Below are 19,485 nucleotides of genomic sequence, written 5' to 3'. Positions count from 1 at the left end.
GTTTCGCGTCAAGTATCTTCGATGCGTAGCCCGCCCGATCAAGTGCCCGATCAGGCGTCGCTGGTGATGGAAACGCCGCCGCAAACACGAAAAGACCGGCCAGCGGGCCGGTCATTTGGATACGTATCGCCGATGGAAGCCGGGTTCAGCTTTCCTTCGGCTCCAGAACCTGGCGGCCGCGATACATGCCGGTCTTCAGGTCGATGTGGTGCGGGCGGCGCATTTCGCCGGAATTCTTGTCCTCGACATAGGTCGGGGCCTTCAACGCGTCGGCCGAACGGCGCATGCCGCGCTTGGAGGGAGAGGTTTTTCGCTTCGGTACGGCCATGGATATGCTCCATTACATGGTCAAAAAGCCCCGCATGCCCTCGAAAGGGCCTCTTGCCGGGGCCGGAATCTGAGATAAGTGGGGTGCCTATACACGCCCTCCGTGGTTTTGGCCAGCGCCGCCGCATAATTTTTTCATCGGTTCCGGCTCAATCGAGGCAGCCGACATAGGCGCCGGACCGAGCGGCGCGGTGTTCGATCACGTTCGCCAGCCGCCGCAATCCCTTGCCGGGCTTTGCTGGGTTGCGGGCGATCGGATTGGGCAGGGTAACGGCAAGCAGGGCAGCTTGGCGCCGCGACAGCTTTTTGGCGGAAATGCCGAAGTGATGCTGGGCGGCGGCCTCGATCCCGTAGATGCCGGGTCCCCACTCGGCGATGTTGAGGTAGATTTCCATGATACGCCGCTTCGGCAGGACGGCGTCGAAATAAACGGCCAGCGGCAGTTCGATCAGCTTGCGCAGGCTGGCCAGCGGCCGCGACCACAGGAACAGGTTCTTCACCGTCTGCATGGTGATGGTCGAAGCGCCGCGTGTGGCCTCGCCCTGCAGCGCGTCGTCGACCACCCCCTTCAACTCACGCAGGTCGATGCCGTGATGGAAGCAGAACTGACCGTCTTCCGACATGATGACGGAATGCGCCAGAACCGGCGCCACGTCGTCGATCGAAACCCAGCGCCGGTCATAGCTCGTGAATGTCGCCAGATCCTTCAGCATCAGCGTGGAGACGGGATGGACGAAGGACGGCAGGTAAAGAAGCGTCAATGCCAGCGGCAGGACCGCCACGGCGACGACGCCCAGAATGCCGCGCCGGACCCAGCCCTTTCGTCGGGCGCGGTTCCCCCGTCTTGGCCGTGCCGACATTTCAAGCCTTTCGGATTCGGGCCGTTCAATTTCTGGCCTTGCGGACTCGAGCCTCTCGGTCCCGGGCCATTCGATTTCGGGATCAATGATCGGTTCCGCCACGCCGCCCGCCTTCCGTATCCCCGCTTCCGGCATAATGGTGCTTGGCTTCTTGCGCAACGCCTGAGTGTCGGCTACCGCTCGCCGCCATGACGATAGGCGACCAGATGGCATTGGAGGCAGCGCTTGCCGTGCGCGGGCAGGCGGTGGATGCTGTGTTGCGGCAACTGCTCGAAGATCGGCCGCTTTCGGGCGAGATCGCCCGCCCGGCCGGCCTGATGGCGGCCATGCGCCATGGCGTCCTCAATGGCGGCAAGCGCCTGCGGCCCTTTCTGGTGCTGGAAAGCGCTGCGCTGTTTTCAAGCGATGGCGATGGCGATGGCGAAGCCGCACTGCGGGTCGCGGCCGCGCTTGAATGCGTGCATTGCTATTCGCTGATCCACGACGATTTGCCGGCCATGGACGATGACGATCTGCGGCGAGGACAACCCACGGTGCACAAGGCCTTTGACGAGGCGAGCGCCATCCTGGCCGGGGACGCGCTGCTGACGCTGGCATTCGATATCCTGGCCGACGATGCCACGCTGCTTGCGCCCGAGCGAAGGATAGCACTGGTCTCGGCGCTTGCCCGCGCCGCCGGCGCCGGCGGCATGGCGGGAGGGCAGATGCTCGATCTCGACGCCGAGCGCAACAGGCCCGACGAGGGCGGCATCATCATGCTGCAGGCGATGAAGACCGGCGCCTTGATCCGCTTTGCCTGCGAGGCGGGGCCGATCCTTGCCGGCACGCCGGCGGCAGACCGCGAAAGGCTGGCGGAATTCGGCTCGGCGATCGGTCTTGCCTTTCAACTCGCCGATGACCTGCTCGACGTTACCGCCGATGCCGGGCAGATGGGCAAGGCAACCGGCAAGGATGAAGCCGCCGGAAAAGCCACGCTTGTGGCGCTGCACGGCGTTGCCTGGGCGCGGCAGCAGCTTCAGGGTCTTGTCGGCCAAGCGCACGGCCTGCTTGAGCCTTACGGCGAAAAGGCCGCGCTTTTGAACGCGGCTGCGGTCTTCATCGCCACCCGCGCCAGTTGATCTTCAAACAGCCTCTAAATAAGCGGCGGATCAAGTAAAGCAGCCATCAGAACCAAATTTTAACCCTAATAGAGCGTAATCCCGGCCATTAAAAATGGTGCGTATGGGTTTGGGTTGCGCATGCGGGAATATTCTTCGTTAATCCGGTCCATCCGGATACGGTATGTATCGGGTCTTCTGATCCTTGCGCTGTCGGTTGCCGCCGGCATCTTCCTGCTCAATCAGGCGAGTTCGTACCGTCATCAGGTCGATCGGTTGGGCGGCCACATGGTGAAATTCTCCGGGGATCTCAACGAGGCGTCCAATTTCGCCGAATCCGCCTCTACTTCATGGCGGGCCGATACAAGTGAAGAACTGGCCAAATCCGCGACGGCTCACGCCGACCGCCTGGTCGAGGATATACAAATCCTGTCGGACCAACTCCATGCCATCAATCCACGGCTCGACAAGAGCACGACCAGCGAACTGACATCCGCCTCGGTCAACGGCTATTTGCTGTGGTCGGCGCGCGACATGGTGCGAAACCTCAATCTGATGGCATCGGCAGGCAGCGTTGTCGATTTCCATGCCCACGATATCAGCAACCAGAACAGCCTTTTCGCCCAGCCGATGCTGATCCGCGCCCGGACCGCCATCGACAACGAGCGGCGTCTTGCCGATGCGCATAGCGACAGGCTTCTGGCTTGGGGAACGCTGGTGCTGGCGTTTGCGCTGGCAATCGTTGCGCTGTGGATATTCAGGCCGATGGAAATGGCGATCCGCCGCGCCTTCGCCGAATCCGCCGAATCGTTGTTCAAGGCCGAAGCGGCCGACCGGGCCAAGTCGGAATTTTTGGCCAATATGAGCCATGAGATCAGGACGCCGATGAACGGCGTTCTCGGCATGGCCGAACTGCTCGCCAAGACCGAGCTGAATTCGAGGCAAAAGACGTTCACCGATGTCATCGTCAAGTCGGGCAATGCGCTTTTGACGATCATCAACGACATTCTCGACTTCTCCAAGATCAATGCCGGCCAGCTTACGCTCGATCCGGGGCCGTTCTGCCTGGTGGAAGCGGTCGAGGATGTCGCCACCCTTGTCTCGGCCCGCGTGGCGGAAAAGAACCTCGAACTCATCGTTCGCGTCGATCCGCATCTTCCCGCCTTCGTGGTCGGCGATGCCGGGCGCTTCCGGCAAATCATCACCAACCTGCTCGGCAATGCCGTCAAGTTCACCGAAAAGGGCCATGTGCTGATCGACGTAAGCGGCGAAGTCGTCGATGGCGCGATCCAGATGAAGGTAAGGGTCGAGGATACGGGCATCGGCATCCCGGCCGAAAAGCTGCACAGCGTGTTCGAGAAATTCGCGCAGGTGGACGGTTCCTCCACGCGCCGCCACGAAGGCACGGGCCTCGGCCTCGCCATCAGCGCCCGGCTGATCGATCTGATGGGCGGCAAGATCGGCGTCGAGAGCGAAATCGGGCGCGGATCGGTCTTCTGGTTCACCCTGTCCCTGGCTGTCGATGAAAAGCAGGTACGCGATGAGATCGTGCCGGTGGACGTGACCGGCGCGCGGGTGCTGGTCATCGACGACAATCCCGTCAACCGCAACATCCTGCTCGAACAGTTGCGCGGCTGGGGTTTCGATTGCGCCGCCGCCGAAAGCGGCGCGGTCGGGCTTGCCTTCCTGCACCGGGCCGTCGAACTCGGGGCGTCGGTCGATTGCATCATCCTAGACTACCAGATGCCGGGAATGAACGGCGCCGATGTCGCCAAGGCGATCAGCGGCGACAGCAGGCTGTCGGCCATCCCGGTGGTGCTGCTGACCTCGGTCGACCAGGTCGATTTCGGCAAGCTGATCGTGGATTTCGGCATCGCCGCCTATCTGACCAAGCCGGCACGCTCGGCCGTGCTGCTCGGCACGGTCATTTCGTCCATCCAGAAGGCACGCGCCCAGATCGGCAAGGCGCACTTCGTGCGCGAGCCGGCGGCCAGTCCGAAACCGGCAATCCCGGCCTTTACCGTCATTCGCTCGGCGCCGCAGCCGGTTCCCGACGCATCGCCGCTAAGCGCAAATGGGCCGGTCGATATCCTCATCGCCGAGGACAACGAGATCAACCAACTCGTCTTCGGCCAGATCCTGAGCGGCCTCGGGCTGAGCTACCGGATCGCGGGGAACGGCCGCACTCTGGTCGAGATGTATCGGGCGCTGGCGCCCAAGCTGATCCTGATGGACGTCTCGATGCCGGAAATGAACGGCTACGAGGCCACCCGCGCCATTCGCGCCGACGAGGCGGGGGGCGGCAGGCGTATCCCGATCATCGGCGTGACCGCCCATGCGCTGAAGGGCGACCGCGACAAGTGCATCGAGGCCGGCATGGACGACTATCTGCCCAAGCCGGTGTCGCCCGACCGCCTCGGCGCCAAGATCGGCACCTGGCTCGGCGAGGCGGGAATGGCGAAGAGGGCCTGAACAGGTCGTTCAAGCACGCTCTCGGGCGCTCTAACGCTTTGACTGCTCTACTCAGGCGAGCCGCCCGATCGGGATGATCTCCGGCGACGTGTCGGCATGGGGCGTGCCGTGCCAGTCGCCCAGCCATTGTTCGGCGACCAGTCCTGCGCCTGAAATCAATTCTTCCAGCCCAGCCTTGGCTGGAAACGCAATCTGCGACTGAGCCGAGAGCGTCCGCCGGGCGTCGGCGATCTCGTAAAAGGTCCAGTAGGTGATGGCTTCCGCGCTGTCGCGGCGCACATCGTTCCATGCCCTCACATCGCCATGGCGCGGGTGGAACAGCTGGCGTTGCGATTGTGCCGGCGTCCATTCCAGCCATTCCTGCCGCGCTGGATTGCGCGTGTCGAAAATGAAGCGGCCATTGGGGGAAAGGTGCAGGGCGATCGTCTCCAGCACCGATCGCCGATCATTCTCTGTCAGGAAAACCTGGAAGGCGTGGCCGGTCAGCATGACGAGATCGAAGGTGCGGCCAAGCCGCACGCTGCGCGCATCGGCCTCGATCCACTCGACCGTTCCGGGCCGCTTTCGCGCCACATCCAGCATCGCGGGGGCGGGATCCACGCCGGTAACCTGCCGTCCCTTAGCCAGCGCGGCAGCGAGCAGGCCGGTACCGCAACCAAGGTCGAGCACGGAGCCGGCCTCTTTCGCCAGGGCCACGCAATATTCGAAATCCGCGCCGCCCTCGTTTTCCAGATCGTAGAAGTCGACGAGTTCGGCATCGCGATAGAGACGATCGGCTGGCGTTTGACCGTGATCCATTGGCTTCCTCATCTGTTGCGCATCACGATGCAGGCACCACCGATGCTGCGCAATTTTTGGCAGATGTCGCCGGCACCCGCACGGCTGTCGACCCCGATGCGCACCGCATAGACGCCGCGCCGGCCGATCGGCGTGCGCACGCGGCTGACTACCGGTTCGTACGTGCCCAGCAGCGCCCGGAACCGGCCCTGCACGCGCTGCCATTGCCTGATCGCCGCCGAGCGCCGGAAATTGCCGGCAACCTGCACGCCCCATGGCTTGATGTTGACATTGGCCATGGCGACGGTTTTCGACATGATCGTCGGCAGGCTGCGGCAGGCGACCGAAAACGTCTTTTTCGCATCGAGCGGGCGGATGGTGCCGGCATGCGTGCGGTCGGTAAAATTGTCGGCCGGCTCGCCCATCACGCCGAGCACGTATTCCTCGGTTTCCAGCGGCAGGAAGCCGCCGCTTGCCAGCCAGCGCGAAACCCGGCTTTCGCCGGCATTGTAGGCGGCAGCCGCCAGGCCGAGATTGCCGAAGCCGGTTTTCAGTTCGCCGAGATAGCGGGCGGAAGCGGGAATGGCCTGCTCGATGTCGAACGGATTGGCGAGGCCACGCATCTTGGCCGTTCCGGGCATGAATTGCGCGATGCCCTCCGCACCGACCGGGCTGACGGCATTGGGATCGAAGCGGCTTTCCTTCCAGATCAGCCGGGCGAAGAAATCCCTGGGCAGGCCGTTTTGCCGTGCATGCGCCTCGATCAGGTCGCAGGCGCGGCCGACCAGTTTCTGGCGTTCGGTCAGCGAGGGGCCGGCAACTGCAACGCTGGCCCAGATGGTGCAGAAAGCAAGCACGCAGGCGGCGAACCGGCCCCGCATGCGCTATTCGGCGGCGGCTTGGCCGCCTTGCCCGAAGCGCTGCTCGATATAGGCGGCGACCATTTTTTCGAAATCTTCGGCGATGTTGGGGCCGCGCAGCGTCGCCGCCTTCTTGCCGTCGACGAACACGGGAGCCGTCGGCGTCTCGCCGGTGCCGGGCAGCGAAATGCCGATATCGGCATGCTTGGACTCGCCGGGGCCGTTGACGATGCAGCCCATGACCGCGACCTTCAAATTTTCGACGCCGGGGTATTTTTCGCGCCAGACCGGCATGTTCTTGCGCAAGTCTTCCTGGATGTTCTGCGCCAGCTCCTGGAACACGGTCGAAGTGGTGCGGCCGCAGCCGGGGCAGGCCGCGACGATCGGCACGAACTGCCGGAAACCCATGGTCTGCAACAATTCCTGCGAAACCTGCACTTCGCGGGTGCGGTCGCCGTTCGGCTCCGGCGTCAGCGAGATGCGGATGGTGTCGCCGATGCCCTGCTGCAGCAAGATGCCCATGGCGGCGGACGAGGCGACGATGCCCTTCGAGCCCATGCCGGCTTCGGTGAGGCCGAGATGCAGCGCATGGTTGGAGCGCGTCGCAAGCTCGGTATAAACGGCGATCAGGTCCTGTACGCCGCTGACCTTGGCGGACAGGATTATTTTTTCACGCGCGAGGCCGATTTCTTCCGCCATTTCGGCCGAGAGAATGGCCGACTGCACGATGGCCTCGCGCATGACCTGTTGGGCGGTCAGCGGAAAGCCTCGTTCCTGGTTCTGGTCCATCAACCGGGTCAGCAGCTCCTGGTCGAGCGAGCCCCAGTTGACGCCGATGCGCACCGGCTTGTCATGCCGGATCGCCATCTCGACGATGTCGGTGAATTGCCGGTCGCGCTTGTCCTTGAAGCCGACATTGCCGGGATTGATGCGGTACTTCGCCAGGGCCTCGGCGCAGGCCGGATGGTCGGCAAGAAGCTTGTGGCCGATATAATGGAAATCGCCGACCAGCGGCACATCGATGTTGAGCCGTTGAAGCCGTTCGTGGATTTTCGGCACGGCAGCGGCACTCTCGTCGCGATCGACGGTAATGCGCACGATTTCCGAGCCGGCGCGGTGAAGCGCCGCGACCTGGGCTACGGTTCGGTCGATATCGGCGGTGTCGGTGTTGGTCATCGACTGCACCACGACCGGCGCGCCGCCGCCGACCAGGACGCCGCCGACATCGACGCCGACCGAGGTCCGGCGCGGGAAGGGGGAGGAAAAATATCCGGTCATGCCGGTCGTCGCCTCATACTGGTTGCGAAGCGCCGCGCCTGTCGGCGCAGGGGCCGCCTGTACGCGTTCGGCCATGAGGTGGAGGACGATCACTGTCTTGTCAATGCCGGAACGGGCACGGCGCGGAAATCTTGACCTGCGCCGCTGTCGCACCGGGAGGCCGGACCGGGCAGGGCGTACGCCGTTCAAATAGGGTGGACACGCGGCCATGGAATACCCATTTTAGGGGAAATCAAACGCCGATGGAGACAAGTATGGCCGACTACCGCAAGACGACGGAAGCCGTTTCCGCCCTTTCACCCGAACAATATCGCGTCACCCAGCAGAACGGCACCGAGCGGCCGGGAACCGGCGAATATCTGAACAACGAAAAGCCGGGCATCTATGTCGACATCGTATCCGGCGAGCCGCTGTTCGCCTCGGCCGACAAGTTCGAATCCCATTGCGGCTGGCCGAGCTTCACCAAGCCGATCGAGCCGGCCCATGTTAGCGAACTGACCGACGCCACGCTGGGCATGGTGCGCACCGAAGTGCGTTCTGCCCATGGCGACAGCCATCTGGGCCATGTCTTTCCAGATGGTCCGCAGGATAGAGGCGGGCTGCGCTATTGCATCAATTCGGCCTCGCTGCGCTTCGTTCCGCTTGAGGCGATGGAAGCCGAAGGCTACGCGGATTATGTCGATCAGGTGGAGGTGGTATCATGAGTGAGGAACGCGCGGTTCTGGCCGGCGGCTGTTTCTGGGGCATGCAGGATCTGGTGCGCCGCATGCCGGGTGTGATTTCCACGCGCGTCGGCTATAGCGGCGGCGACGTGCCGAATGCGACCTATCGCAATCACGGTAGTCATGCCGAGGCCATCGAGATCGTCTTCGATCCGGACAAGACCAGCTTTCGCATACTGCTGGAATTCTTCTTCCAGATCCACGATCCGTCCACGCCGAACCGGCAGGGCAACGACAGGGGTGCAAGCTATCGTTCCGCGATCTTCTATACCGATGAGGAACAGAAGCGGGTGGCGCTGGACACCATCGCCGATGTCGACGCCTCCGGGCTCTGGCCCGGCAAGGTGGTGACGGAAGTGACGCCGGTCAGCGATTTCTGGGAAGCCGAACCGGAGCACCAGGATTATCTCGAGCGCATTCCCAACGGCTATACCTGCCATTTCGTGCGCCCCGACTGGAAATTGCCGCGCCGGGCGAATGCCGCCTGAGTCGATGGCGGGGCTGACCGGGCGTCAATCTGTGAGGTTTTCCAAGGCCATGCGGCCGTCGCCCTTCCTATGAAGGCGTTAGAGGTGGCGGCCGTAGGTTTCGTTAATGGCAGAGCCTGTCTTGAAACTGCAACGCGACTCTGCCTATTTAGAGCGTATCACCGCCTTTCATGGTGATCTGGTTGTTCTTGATGCGAAAGGAAAGACACTGAGAACAGCACTTCGGAAGAAGGCCGACATCATGCCTTCACCGGCCGGGATCAGCGTAAACGACGCCGCTTCCCGCGCCATCAACGTGGTTCTTGCCAGTCTCGATGACTCCAAGGCCGAAAACATCGTCTCCATCGACATTCAGGGAAGATCGAGCCTCGGCGACTATATGGTCGTCGCGTCGGGCCGGTCGCACCGTCATGTCGCGGCGGTCGCCGATCATCTCCTCAAGGCGCTGAAGGAGGCCGGCTTGGGCACCGCTCGCGTCGAGGGCCTGGCCGGCGCCGACTGGGTGCTGATCGATTCGGGCGACATCATCGTCCATATCTTCAGGCCCGAGGTTCGCGACTTCTACAATCTGGAAAAGATGTGGCAGACGCCGGATCTCGAGGAAGAGACGCTGCACTGACAAGCCGCAGCGTCTCGGCAGGGCCGGTATGAAGTTGATCGTCCATGCCGTGGGCCGGCTGAAGGCTGGCCCCGAGCGGGAATTGGCGGACCGCTATTTCGACCGCCTGGCAAAGAGCGGCCCGGCGGTCGGGATCGAATTCTCCGGCATAACGGAAATCGTGGAAAGCCGTGCCCAGACCGCGACCGAGCGCCGCCGCGAGGAGGGGCAGCGTCTGCAAGCGCATCTCCAGGCCGGTACGGCGCTGGTGCTGCTCGACGAGCGCGGCAAGAGCCTGCCATCGGAAGAACTGGCGGGGCGCATCGGGCTGTTGCGCGACAGTGGCCGCAAGGCGATGCTGGTGGCGATTGGCGGTGCGGATGGCCATGACGCGTCGCTGCGCGACCAGGCGGAACTGGTGCTGTCCTTCGGCGCGCTGACCTGGCCGCACCAATTGGTGCGGGTGATGCTGGCCGAGCAGCTTTACCGGGTGACGACGATCCTTGCCGGGCATCCCTACCATCGATCGTGATTTTCTTGCGATTGGTCCCGACGCCCGGATTTTCGCCCCAATGGCGCGCATAACCGCTGAACGACCGGGCTTGGCGAACATGGTTGATGGTTCGTTAACGATGCAGCCAATACAGTCGGCCTCGAATGTCTGAAGACGGAAAATCCAGGGTGGGCTTTTGGCGCGGCTGCGTTATTGCGGCGGCGTCCCTGCTTTTTGTGGGCCATGTAGTTGTAGGCCGTGTACAGGCGCAGGATGCGTCCGATGCCGCCCCGGACCCCGACCGGAGCCGGACGGAGTACGAAAGCGTCTCGCACGAGATCACCCTGTCGGCGGAGCGGATGGCCAGGCTTGCCGCCGACATCGCCACGGTCAAGAAGGACCATGCGTCGATCACGGCGGCGCTGATCCAGTCCGCCAAGACCGAGCAGAAGATCGGCCAGGACATCGAGGAAATCGCCGGCAAACTGGAAGGGTTGAAGGGCAAGGAGGCGATCATCCGCGCCTCCCTGGCCAAGCGCCGCGACGTGCTGGCCGAAGTGCTGGGCGCGCTGCAGCGCATGGGCCTCAACCCGCCGCCGGCGATCCTGGTGAAGCCCGAGGACGCGCTGTCGTCGGTGCGCAGCGCCATCCTTTTGGGTGCGGTCGTTCCGGAATTGCGCGCACAGACCGAGATCCTGGTTTCGGACCTCAAGGAATTGTCCAAGGTCACGGCTTCCATCGAGGCCGAGCGCCTCAGGCTGACCACGACGGTCGGCGAACAGGTGGCGGAAAAGCAGCGCCTGACCATGCTGCTCGCCGCCAAGCGGAAACTGGAGGCCGATACCGAATCGGCGCTGGCCGAAGAGAAGCAGAGGTCGCAAGATCTCGCGGCCAAGGCCAGAAGTCTCAAAGAATTGATCGCCTCGCTTGACGGCGAGGCCGAGCGAAGGCGCAAGGCGGACGATGCGGCAAGGGCTGCCGCCGAGAAAGCCCAGGCCGAGGCGACGACCGATCAGGAACGTGACGCCGCCAAGGCCGAACTGGCCTCGTTGCCCGTGCCGGAAGCCAACCGCCTTGCCGCTTCTGCGCCGTTTGCGGCCCTTAAAGGGCAGGTTTCCTTGCCGGTGACAGGCAAGATAAAGCGCCGCTTCGGCGCTAGCGACGGCAATGGCGCGGCCATGCTTGGCGACATGGTTGCGACACAATCGAGCGCCATCGTTACCGCGCCAGCGGATGGGAAAATTTTATATGCGGGGCCGTTCCGTTCTTACGGTCAACTCTTGATCCTTGATGCCGGCGACGGCTATCATGTCGTGTTGGCGGGAATGACCACGTTGAACGTCGCGTCGGGCCAGTCCGTGCTCGCGGGAGAACCAATAGGCGCGATGGGCGAGGCAAGGGTGGCAAGCGCCACGGCTTCGTTGGATGAAAACAGTACGCCGGAACTCTATGTAGAGTTTCGCAAGGATGGAAAACCCGTCGATCCGGCCCCCTGGTGGGCGGACCGTCTCTCTGGAAGGACGTGAATATGCGGAAATTGTCGCTCTTGCTTGCCGGTGCCTTGATGGGCGCATCGGCCATGAGCCTCGTCTACGGCGCGCCCGGCTCGACGGCCAATGCGGCTGCTTCCGAGACCTACAAGCAACTGGCCATCTTCGGCGATATCTTCGAGCGGGTGCGGTCGCAATATGTGACGCCGCCCGACGACAAGGCGCTGGTGGAGAATGCCATCAACGGCATGCTGACCTCGCTTGACCCGCATTCGTCCTATATGAATGCGGAAGCGGCCCAGGACATGCGCGTCCAGACCAAGGGTGAGTTCGGCGGCCTCGGCATCGAGGTCACGATGGAAGACGATTTGGTCAAGGTCATCACCCCGATCGACGATACGCCCGCCGCCAAGGCCGGCGTGCTGGCCGGCGACTTCATCGCCAAGATCGACGGCACCGAAGTTCGCGGTATGACGCTGAACGACGCGGTCGACAAGATGCGCGGCGCGGTGGCGACGCCGATCAAGCTGACCATCCTGCGCAAGGGCGCCGACAAGCCGATCGAACTGACGGTCGTGCGCGCCGTCATCAAGGTCAAGGCGGTGAAATACCGGGTCGAGAACGACATCGGCTACATGAAGATCACCTCGTTCACCGAAAAGACCTATGACGATCTGCAGAGCGCGATCAGCACGATCAAGAAGCAGATCCCCAAGGACAAGCTGAAGGGCTACGTGCTTGACCTGCGGCTCAATCCCGGCGGGTTGCTCGATCAGGCGGTGAGCGTGTCCGATACGTTCCTCGATCGTGGCGAAGTGGTTTCGACGCGCGGCCGCGATCCGAAGGACATCACCCGCTTCGACGCCCGGCCGGGCGACGATATCGACGGCAAGCCGCTGATCGTGCTCGTCAATGGCGGTTCGGCGAGCGCCTCCGAAATCGTGGCGGGCGCATTGCAGGATCTGAAGCGGGCCACCGTCGTCGGCACACAGTCCTTCGGCAAGGGTTCGGTGCAGACCATCATCCCGCTCGGCGAAAACGGTGCGTTGCGGCTGACGACGGCGCTTTATTACACGCCAGCTGGCAAATCGATCCAGGGCAAGGGCATTACCCCCGACATCAAGGTGGAGCAGCCGCTGCCGCCGGAATTGCAGGGACGCGACCTGACGCGCGGCGAGTCGGACCTCAAGGGCCATATCAAGGGCGCTGACGAAAGCGACACCGGCTCGGGTTCGGCCGCCTATGTGCCGCCGGATCCCAAGGACGATCTGCAACTGATCTATGCCGAGGAACTGCTGCGCGGCCAGAAGACCGATCCGTCCTTTCCGCCCAATCCCGAAAAGGCGGTCATGAACAACCAATAGGCCGCCGGGCAATGGTGTCTGGCTGACCGATAGAAGCAATGCGATGCTGCCGGGGCTGAAAGGTTCCGGCAGTTTGATTCGCCCACAGTTTGATTCGGGGGGGTCGCGGTTTGAATGGACGCTTGCGCCAAGGGGGGCGGCTTGGCTGACATCAAGGACATCGAACGGCCGCTCGGGCAGGCTGCCCGGCCGCAGCGAAGTTCGGTGCGGCTGCGCCCCGGCACCGTAGCTGCGGCGTTCGGCGTTTTGGCGGTCATTGGCGTTTCCGGCGCCATCGCGCTGCGGGAAAAGCCGTTTCGCAAGCCGGAAACCGTCGCCGTTTCGATTCCGGCCGTGGCAAGTCCGGTACAGTCGCCGGTAGCGACGGACGCCAAGCCGCCCGCCAAAGCCGCGCCGGCGCAACCGGACAGCGGGCCGAAGATCATTCATGTCGAGACAGAGGAAGGCGATGCGCCGCCGCGTGGCGCCATCGTCATTCACGATCCCTCGACCCTTGGCCAGAATCTGAGGGTAGCGCACCTTCCCGACAAGGCCCTGATCGAGGACAGCGCCACGGGACCGCTGCCGATCCGCAGCGCCGATGGAAGGCGTCCGTTTGATGTCTATGCAAGGCCGTGGTCGGGCAGCCGCGGGGCGCGGGTGGCCATCGTCATCGGCGGGCTTGCCGTTTCGCAGACGGGAACGCAGGCGGCCATCGCCAAACTGCCGGCGGAGGTCACGCTGGCCTTCGCGCCGCAGGGCAACTCGATCGGCCGCTGGATGCAGGAGGCGCGCCGGCTCGGCCATGAGATCGTCATGCAGGTGCCGCTGGAGCCGTTCGACTATCCGAACGTCAATCCCGGCCGCAACACGCTGACCATCGATGCCGGTGCGGACGAGAATTTGAAAAATCTGCTCTGGGCGCTGTCGCGGACCACCAACTACACCACCGTGATGAACTATATGGGCGCCCGGTTTTCCGCCGACAAAGCGGCCATGGAGCCGATCATGGCCGAACTTGGCAAGCGCGGCCTCGGCTATCTCGACGATGGCTCTTCGGCGCGCAGCGTGGCCCCGGAACTGGCCCTGAAGGACCGGGTGCCGCTGGCCGTCGCCGACACGGCGATCGATGCGGAGCAGGATCGCGGCGCCATCCTGAAGAAACTCGACGAACTGGAAGCGACGGCGCGCGCCAAGGGTTTTGCCGTCGGTACCGGTTCGGCCTTCGACGTGACCGTCGAAACCGTGACGGCATGGATTGCCGAGGCGAAGAAACGCGGCATCGAGATCGTGCCGATCTCGGCGGTAGCCAGCGACCCGGAAAAGGGGTGAACCGTGGGCAAGAGCACGCACAAGGTCACGGGCAAAAAAATCGATCCTGAAAGCCTGCCTTACCGTCCCTGCGTCGGCATCATGGTGCTCAACGCACAGGGGTTGGTCTGGGTCGGGCGTCGCATCGCCGAGCCGGACAGTGAGTTTTCCGGCGCGGTGAAGCTGTGGCAGATGCCGCAGGGCGGCATCGACAAGGGCGAAGAGCCGCTCGAGGCGGCACGCCGCGAAATCTTCGAGGAGACGGGCATGGAAAGCCTGACCCTGGTCGAGGAATCACCGGACTGGATAAATTACGACCTGCCGACCGACCTCGTCGGCGTCGCTCTCAAGGGAAAATATCGCGGGCAGACGCAGAAATGGTTCGCTTTTCGCTTCGAGGGCGACGAGCGCGAAATCCGCATCAATCCGCCGCCGGCGGGTGAAAAAGCCGAGTTCGACGAATGGGCATGGCGGCCGATGGCCGACCTGACTGGACTGATCGTTCCGTTCAAGCGCAAACTGTACGCCGACGTCGTGGCGGCGTTCCGGCATCTCGCCCCGTAAGACCTGCCGGCTGGAGGCCTGGAGCAGGGTGCCAGCCTGACCGTTCAGGGGCAACGACGCTTCCGTGCGCTGTGCGGAGCCGATCGCCCATCTTTCGGGAGAATCTGCGAGTATTGCCTGTCTTTGGCAAGGATCGTGCGTCCATCCCATGTTACAAGCATGGTTGTGTCGTTTGAACCGAGACGGACGGAAGGAATCGGGTTTGGACATGAACCAGATTTTGATAAAAAGCCCCATGGCGGACCAGCCGGGCCTCACCGCTGCCGGAGCGGTCCTGACCATCGATCTGGGCGCGATCCGCGAGAATTACCGGCGGCTGAAGGCGCAGTTGGGCGGTGTCGCCTGTGCCGGCGTGGTCAAGGCCGATGGCTACGGGCTAGGTGCCGCCGAAGTGGCGACCGCTCTTGCCGGGGAAGGCTGCGATACCTTTTTCGTCGCGCATCTGGACGAAGGCTTGGCGCTGCGCGGCGTGCTCGGGGCAAAACCGTCGATCTATGTGCTGAACGGCATCCTGCCCGGCGCGGAGATGGAAGCGGTGACTGCCGGCCTTGCGGCGGTGATCAACAGCACGGAGCAACTCGCCGGTTGGCGGGAGGCTGCGCAACGCGCGGCCAAGAAGCTGCCGGCGGCGATCCAGGTGGACAGCGGCATGTCACGGCTGGGCATGGCCCCTCGTGAAGTCGAGGCGGCGGCAGGCGATGCAGGGGCGTTCGAGGGCCTCGATATAAGGCTGGTGATGAGCCATCTGGCCTGCGCCGACGAGCCGGAACATCCGGCCAATCGCGCCCAGTTGCAGGAATTCAACCGGTTGCGCGCCATGCTGCCGGCGGCGCCCGCGTCGTTGGCCAATTCGTCGGGTATTTTCCTTGGTTCCGCCTATCATTTCGACCTGGCCCGGCCGGGGGCCGCCCTTTACGGCATCAATCCGACGCCCGCCTCGAAAAACCCGATGCTGCCGGTCGTGCGGCTGGAAGCGAAAGTGATCCAGACGCGCACGCTCGAAGCCGGGGCAGGCATCGGCTATGGCCATACCGTCGTCACCGACGGGCCGCTCAGGGTGGCGACGATCGCGCTGGGCTATGCCGACGGATGGCGTCGGCGCGCCATGGCTGCCGCCCATCTCGATGCCACAAGCCTACCCTTTGTCGGCCGGGTGTCGATGGATTCCATCATTCTCGACATTTCAGCCCTTCCGGAAGGTCGCCTGAAAGCCGGCGACTATGTGCAGATGATCGGCCCTTCGCAAACGCTGGACGAGGTTGCGGGTTTTTCCGGCACGATCGGCTACGAGGTGCTGACAAGCCTCGGTCATCGCTTCCATCGCCGCTACCTGGGCGCTTGACAAGGACCATCATGTCACCCACGTTCTTCCCTATGAGCAACCTTGCGCCCAGCCAGACTTTTTTCCGGGTATGCCCGATCGCGGGATCCTAGCCCCGGCTCGACCGCACATCGCGGCCGGGCGGTGCGGGGCCTTTTTTCCAGTAAGTTGACCATCCGAGCGCTTTCGCCTGAGGCGAGGCGCTCGTTCTCCATGAAACATCAATCCCGGACTTCGGTTCCGGGTGGCCGTCGACGCGCATCGCATGCGCCGCCGGACCTGAAGAGGACAATTCAATGCAAGAAGCGACCAAGCATCGCGCGCAACTCGATATCCTGGTGGGCGCGACCGATCACAACAGGCTGACCGGCCTGGCGCAAACGGCACTCGACCGGGTGCCGGAGATAGCCGAAGACCTTTTGGCCGAAATGGATCGGGCGACGATCACCGATCCGGTGCCCGAAAATGTCGTGCGCATGGGCTCCAGCGTCATGTTCCGCAGCGGCGGCGAGGAAGCAAAGCGCATCACGCTCGTCTATCCCGGACAGGCGGACATTGCGCAAAACAAGATCTCGATCCTGACCCCGCTCGGAACGGCGCTGATCGGGCTGGCTGCCGGTCAATCGGTGGTCTGGATCGCCCGCGACGGCAAGGAGCGGGTGCTTGAGATCGCACAGGTCGAGCCTCCGGCCGCCGGCCTCTCGTCATGACGGGGAATGCGGAAGAGGCGCGCCGGCCCTGTTGCCTGACGACCAAGGATTTCTCCATCCTGGAGGCGATGCTGGAGCGTCGGATTGCCTCTGGCGATCCTATCCTTGCCCTGTTGCGGCAGAAACTGGCGGACGCAACCGTCGTTTCCGTCCTGTCGGTCGAGGCCGACGTGGCGACGCTGAACAGCCGGGTGATATTCCGGGTCGACGCAGGGGAGGCGGAAACACGCACGCTCGTGCAGCAGGACGCTCGCGGGCCGGTCGGCCTGAACCTGCCGGTAAGCACCATGCGCGGCCTGTCGATGCTGGGCATGTCCGAGGGAAACAAGGTGACGGTGGTGCGGCCTGGCGGCGGACGGGAAACCATCCTGATCGAAAAGGTCGTTTACCAGCCGGAGGCGGCCAAGCGAAGCCTCGCGGCGCGGGACCAGCCGTCCGTGCCGACGGGACGGCCGGCACTTCGGCTGGTCCACAGTGCCGCGTCTGATGTCCAGCCCCTTGGCGAGAAGTGGAAAATGCGGCAGACACGCCATGATGACGACGATCCGGGTCCGTCGGCAGCCTGACGGCCCCGGCCATTAGATGCCTGACGGCCCGGCAAGGAGAGTAGACGATGAAAGTATTGGTGCTGGGCGGCGGCGTGATCGGCGTGACCACGGCTTATTATCTGACCGAGGCCGGCCATGAGGTGACGGTGATCGACCGACAGCCTGGCCCGGCGCTTGAAACCAGCTTTGCCAATGCGGGCGAGGTGTCGCCCGGCTATTCTTCGCCCTGGGCGGGGCCCGGCGTGCCGGTGAAGGCGATCAAATGGCTGACGATGAAATACGGGCCGCTGGTCATCCGGCCTGCTCTCGACCTGAATATGTGGAGCTGGGTCTCCAAGATGCTGCGCAACTGCACGGCGGAGCGCTACGCGGTGAACAAATCGCGGATGGTGCCGATCGCCGAATACAGCCGCGATGTGCTGAAGGCGCTGAGGACCTCGACCAACATCGCCTATGACGACCGCGCCAAGGGCACGCTGCAACTGTTCCGCAAGCAGTACCAGCTTGACGGGATCGGCGGCGATGTCGCGGTGCTCAAGCAGTATGGCGTGCCCTTCAACGTGCTCGACCAGGACGGCTGCATCGCCGCCGAGCCGGGCTTGGCTTCGGTGCGCGAAAAGTTTGTCGGCGGCCTGCAATTGCCGGGCGACGAGACCGGCGACTGCCAGATGTTCACCACGCGGCTGTCGGAGATCGCCGTCGCGGCGGGCGTCCGCTTCGAGTACGGCGTGACGCTGAATGCGATCCATACCGACAAGGGCCGCATCACCGGTTGCTCGACCAGCGCCGGCGAGAAGAAGGCGGACGCCTATGTCATGGCGATGGGCAGCTATTCGCCGATCTGGATGCGCAAGCTCGGCCAGCCTATCCCGGTCTATCCGATCAAGGGCTATTCGATCACCGTGCCGATCGTCAACGCCAAGGCAGCACCCGAATCGACGGTGATGGACGAAACCTACAAGATCGCCATCACAAGGCTCGGCGATCGCATCCGCGTCGGCGGCACCGCCGAGATCGCCGGCTACGATCTGTCGCTGCATCCGGGGCGGCGAAAGACGCTGGAACATTCCGTCGGCGATCTGTTCCCAGGTGCCGGCGACCTCGGTGCGGCCACGTTCTGGACCGGCTTGCGGCCGATGACGCCGGACGGGCCGCCCATCATCGGGGCGTCGAAATACCCGAACCTCTACCTCAACACGGGGCACGGCACGCTTGGCTGGACCATGGCGTGCGGCTCGGCTCGGGTGCTTTCCGACATCGTTTCCGGCCGCAAGCCGGATATCGACGCCAGCAAGCTCGGCCCGGAGCGCTACGCTTCCTGATCTACAGGAAAAGCGCGCGCTCGCTCTCGACGGCCTTGGTGATGTAGCTGGCGACAAGCTGGACGCGGCGCATCGGCCTCACCGATTCATGATAGACGAGCCAGTAGGCGCGGCGGATGGGCGCGACGATGTCGACTGGTATAAGGTCTGGCATCGAGCGCGCGATGAAAGTGTGCAAGATGCCGATGCCGGCGCCGGCGCGCACCGCTTCGGCCTGGCCAAGCGCGGATGAAATGGCGAAGGCGCTGCGCCATTCCGGGCTGAACTCGGCGTCATAGTCCAGCGACGGGCTGACGATGAGGTCCGGCACGTAGCCGATCAGCGTGTGGGTTTTCAGTTCCGCGGCCGATTTCGGCAGGCCGTTCGCCTTGGCGTAGGCGCGCGAGGCGAACAGGCCGAGTGTGTAGTCGACCAGTTTGCCCGCCACCAGCCGCCCCTCGGTCGGGCGCTCGACGGTGATGGCGATGTCGGCTTCGCGCCGCGACAGCGAAAACGAGCGCGGCACCGGCACCAACTGGATGGTCAGTTCCCGGTGCGCTGCCGTCAGGCTGCCTAGATGTTTCGCCAGGAATGCCACGCCAAAGCCGTCCGGCGCGCCGATGCGCACCGTGCCGGAGATGTCGTCGCCCTCGCCGGCAAGCGTCGAGCGGGCCGCGATCATGTCGGCCTCCATGCGCTCGGCAATGTCGAGGAAGCGTGTCCCGGCCGGCGTCAGTTCGCTGCCGGTGGTGAGGCGGCGAAACAGCTTTGCCCGCAACGCCTCCTCCAGGGCTGCGATGCGGCGCGAGACGGTGGCGTGGTTCAGTTCCAGCCGCCTTGCCGCACCGAGGAACTGCCCGGCGCGGGCGACCGCCAGGAAGATGCGCACGTCATCCCAGTTCATGGGACGGAGCGCCGGTGGCGG

General features: G+C 63.9%; 20 protein-coding genes. 14 read left to right on the top strand and 6 right to left on the bottom strand.

Annotated features, from left to right (window positions below):
- Nucleotides 1-145 precede the first annotated feature (145 nt).
- Together rpmF and ACX3P0_RS09580 are read right to left on the bottom strand one after the other, a co-directional pair.
- A complete protein-coding gene (gene rpmF / locus ACX3P0_RS09585; protein ID WP_006203806.1) occupies nucleotides 146-328 on the bottom strand; it encodes a 50S ribosomal protein L32 in 183 nt (60 codons plus the stop codon).
- Between the two features lie 148 nt (nucleotides 329-476).
- Nucleotides 477-1,322, bottom strand: coding sequence for a biosynthetic peptidoglycan transglycosylase (locus tag ACX3P0_RS09580; RefSeq protein WP_459079446.1), 846 nt, complete (start codon nucleotides 1,320-1,322; stop codon nucleotides 477-479).
- A gap of 53 nt (nucleotides 1,323-1,375) precedes the next feature.
- On the opposite strand from ACX3P0_RS09580, the gene ACX3P0_RS09575 reads away from it, so the two are divergent.
- Both ACX3P0_RS09575 and ACX3P0_RS09570 read left to right on the top strand, forming a co-directional pair.
- The gene (locus tag ACX3P0_RS09575; RefSeq protein WP_459088035.1) at nucleotides 1,376-2,305 is read left to right on the top strand and encodes a polyprenyl synthetase family protein; all 930 of its coding nucleotides are present in this window, start codon (nucleotides 1,376-1,378) and stop codon (nucleotides 2,303-2,305) included.
- Nucleotides 2,306-2,425: 120 nt separating this feature from the next.
- Nucleotides 2,426-4,756, top strand: a complete 2,331-nt coding sequence (locus ACX3P0_RS09570) for a response regulator (RefSeq protein ID WP_459088034.1) — start codon at nucleotides 2,426-2,428, stop codon at nucleotides 4,754-4,756.
- A gap of 51 nt (nucleotides 4,757-4,807) precedes the next feature.
- Here ACX3P0_RS09570 and ACX3P0_RS09565 read toward each other — a convergent pair whose 3' ends face one another.
- Genes ACX3P0_RS09565 through ispG form a run of 3 tightly spaced genes read right to left on the bottom strand, consistent with a single transcriptional unit; the run spans nucleotide 4,808 to nucleotide 7,671 of the window.
- Nucleotides 4,808-5,554 (bottom strand): class I SAM-dependent methyltransferase, encoded by a 747-nt coding sequence (locus tag ACX3P0_RS09565; protein WP_459088033.1) that lies wholly within the window; start codon nucleotides 5,552-5,554, stop codon nucleotides 4,808-4,810.
- Between the two features lie 8 nt (nucleotides 5,555-5,562).
- On the bottom strand, nucleotides 5,563-6,414 hold the full coding sequence (locus tag ACX3P0_RS09560) for a transglycosylase SLT domain-containing protein (RefSeq protein ID WP_459088032.1): 852 nt from the start codon (nucleotides 6,412-6,414) through the stop codon (nucleotides 5,563-5,565).
- A gap of 3 nt (nucleotides 6,415-6,417) precedes the next feature.
- Nucleotides 6,418-7,671, bottom strand: coding sequence for a flavodoxin-dependent (E)-4-hydroxy-3-methylbut-2-enyl-diphosphate synthase (ispG, locus tag ACX3P0_RS09555; RefSeq protein ID WP_459088229.1), 1,254 nt, complete (start codon nucleotides 7,669-7,671; stop codon nucleotides 6,418-6,420).
- 254 nt (nucleotides 7,672-7,925) lie between these two features.
- Here ispG and msrB point away from each other — a divergent pair, with 254 nt between their 5' ends.
- The 12 genes from msrB to ACX3P0_RS09495 all read left to right on the top strand — a co-directional run bounded on the left by msrB (nucleotide 7,926) and on the right by ACX3P0_RS09495 (nucleotide 18,581).
- On the top strand, nucleotides 7,926-8,375 hold the full coding sequence (gene msrB, locus ACX3P0_RS09550; RefSeq protein ID WP_459088031.1) for a peptide-methionine (R)-S-oxide reductase MsrB: 450 nt from the start codon (nucleotides 7,926-7,928) through the stop codon (nucleotides 8,373-8,375).
- The gene (msrA, locus tag ACX3P0_RS09545; protein WP_459088030.1) at nucleotides 8,372-8,881 is read left to right on the top strand and encodes a peptide-methionine (S)-S-oxide reductase MsrA; all 510 of its coding nucleotides are present in this window, start codon (nucleotides 8,372-8,374) and stop codon (nucleotides 8,879-8,881) included. Before msrB ends, msrA begins: the two co-directional genes overlap by 4 nt.
- 241 nt (nucleotides 8,882-9,122) lie before the next feature.
- Nucleotides 9,123-9,500 carry a ribosome silencing factor gene (gene rsfS / locus ACX3P0_RS09540; RefSeq protein ID WP_459088029.1) on the top strand — a complete coding sequence of 126 codons (378 nt, stop codon included), beginning with the start codon at nucleotides 9,123-9,125 and terminating at the stop codon, nucleotides 9,498-9,500.
- A 28-nt stretch (nucleotides 9,501-9,528) separates the two neighbouring features.
- Nucleotides 9,529-10,011, top strand: coding sequence for a 23S rRNA (pseudouridine(1915)-N(3))-methyltransferase RlmH (rlmH, locus tag ACX3P0_RS09535; RefSeq protein WP_459088028.1), 483 nt, complete (start codon nucleotides 9,529-9,531; stop codon nucleotides 10,009-10,011).
- A gap of 125 nt (nucleotides 10,012-10,136) precedes the next feature.
- Nucleotides 10,137-11,498: a murein hydrolase activator EnvC family protein gene (locus ACX3P0_RS09530; protein WP_459088027.1), complete on the top strand. Its 1,362-nt coding sequence runs from the start codon at nucleotides 10,137-10,139 to the stop codon at nucleotides 11,496-11,498.
- A gap of 2 nt (nucleotides 11,499-11,500) precedes the next feature.
- On the top strand, nucleotides 11,501-12,826 hold the full coding sequence (locus ACX3P0_RS09525; RefSeq protein ID WP_459079277.1) for a S41 family peptidase: 1,326 nt from the start codon (nucleotides 11,501-11,503) through the stop codon (nucleotides 12,824-12,826).
- 141 nt (nucleotides 12,827-12,967) lie between these two features.
- Nucleotides 12,968-14,137 carry a divergent polysaccharide deacetylase family protein gene (locus ACX3P0_RS09520; RefSeq protein WP_459088026.1) on the top strand — a complete coding sequence of 390 codons (1,170 nt, stop codon included), beginning with the start codon at nucleotides 12,968-12,970 and terminating at the stop codon, nucleotides 14,135-14,137.
- 3 nt (nucleotides 14,138-14,140) lie between these two features.
- On the top strand, nucleotides 14,141-14,680 hold the full coding sequence (locus tag ACX3P0_RS09515; protein WP_459088025.1) for an RNA pyrophosphohydrolase: 540 nt from the start codon (nucleotides 14,141-14,143) through the stop codon (nucleotides 14,678-14,680).
- Between the two features lie 208 nt (nucleotides 14,681-14,888).
- Nucleotides 14,889-16,022 (top strand): alanine racemase, encoded by a 1,134-nt coding sequence (alr, locus tag ACX3P0_RS09510; RefSeq protein ID WP_459088024.1) that lies wholly within the window; start codon nucleotides 14,889-14,891, stop codon nucleotides 16,020-16,022.
- A gap of 275 nt (nucleotides 16,023-16,297) precedes the next feature.
- Nucleotides 16,298-16,711, top strand: a complete 414-nt coding sequence (rnk, locus tag ACX3P0_RS09505) for a nucleoside diphosphate kinase regulator (protein ID WP_459088023.1) — start codon at nucleotides 16,298-16,300, stop codon at nucleotides 16,709-16,711.
- Entirely contained in the window at nucleotides 16,708-17,277 is a 570-nt protein-coding gene (locus tag ACX3P0_RS09500; protein ID WP_459088022.1) for a nucleoside-diphosphate kinase, read from the top strand. Before rnk ends, ACX3P0_RS09500 begins: the two co-directional genes overlap by 4 nt.
- Before the next feature lie 47 nt (nucleotides 17,278-17,324).
- Nucleotides 17,325-18,581, top strand: a complete 1,257-nt coding sequence (locus ACX3P0_RS09495; RefSeq protein ID WP_459079283.1) for a D-amino acid dehydrogenase — start codon at nucleotides 17,325-17,327, stop codon at nucleotides 18,579-18,581.
- Nucleotide 18,582: 1 nt separating this feature from the next.
- Here ACX3P0_RS09495 and ACX3P0_RS09490 read toward each other — a convergent pair whose 3' ends face one another.
- Nucleotides 18,583-19,464 (bottom strand): LysR family transcriptional regulator, encoded by an 882-nt coding sequence (locus tag ACX3P0_RS09490; protein ID WP_459079284.1) that lies wholly within the window; start codon nucleotides 19,462-19,464, stop codon nucleotides 18,583-18,585.
- Between the last annotated feature and the right edge of the window lie 21 nt (nucleotides 19,465-19,485).

It is taken from the genome of Mesorhizobium sp. A556, from assembly GCF_054489545.1.
The sequence above is the reverse complement of the archived record's forward strand: the minus strand, read 5'-3'. Positions and strand labels throughout refer to the sequence as shown.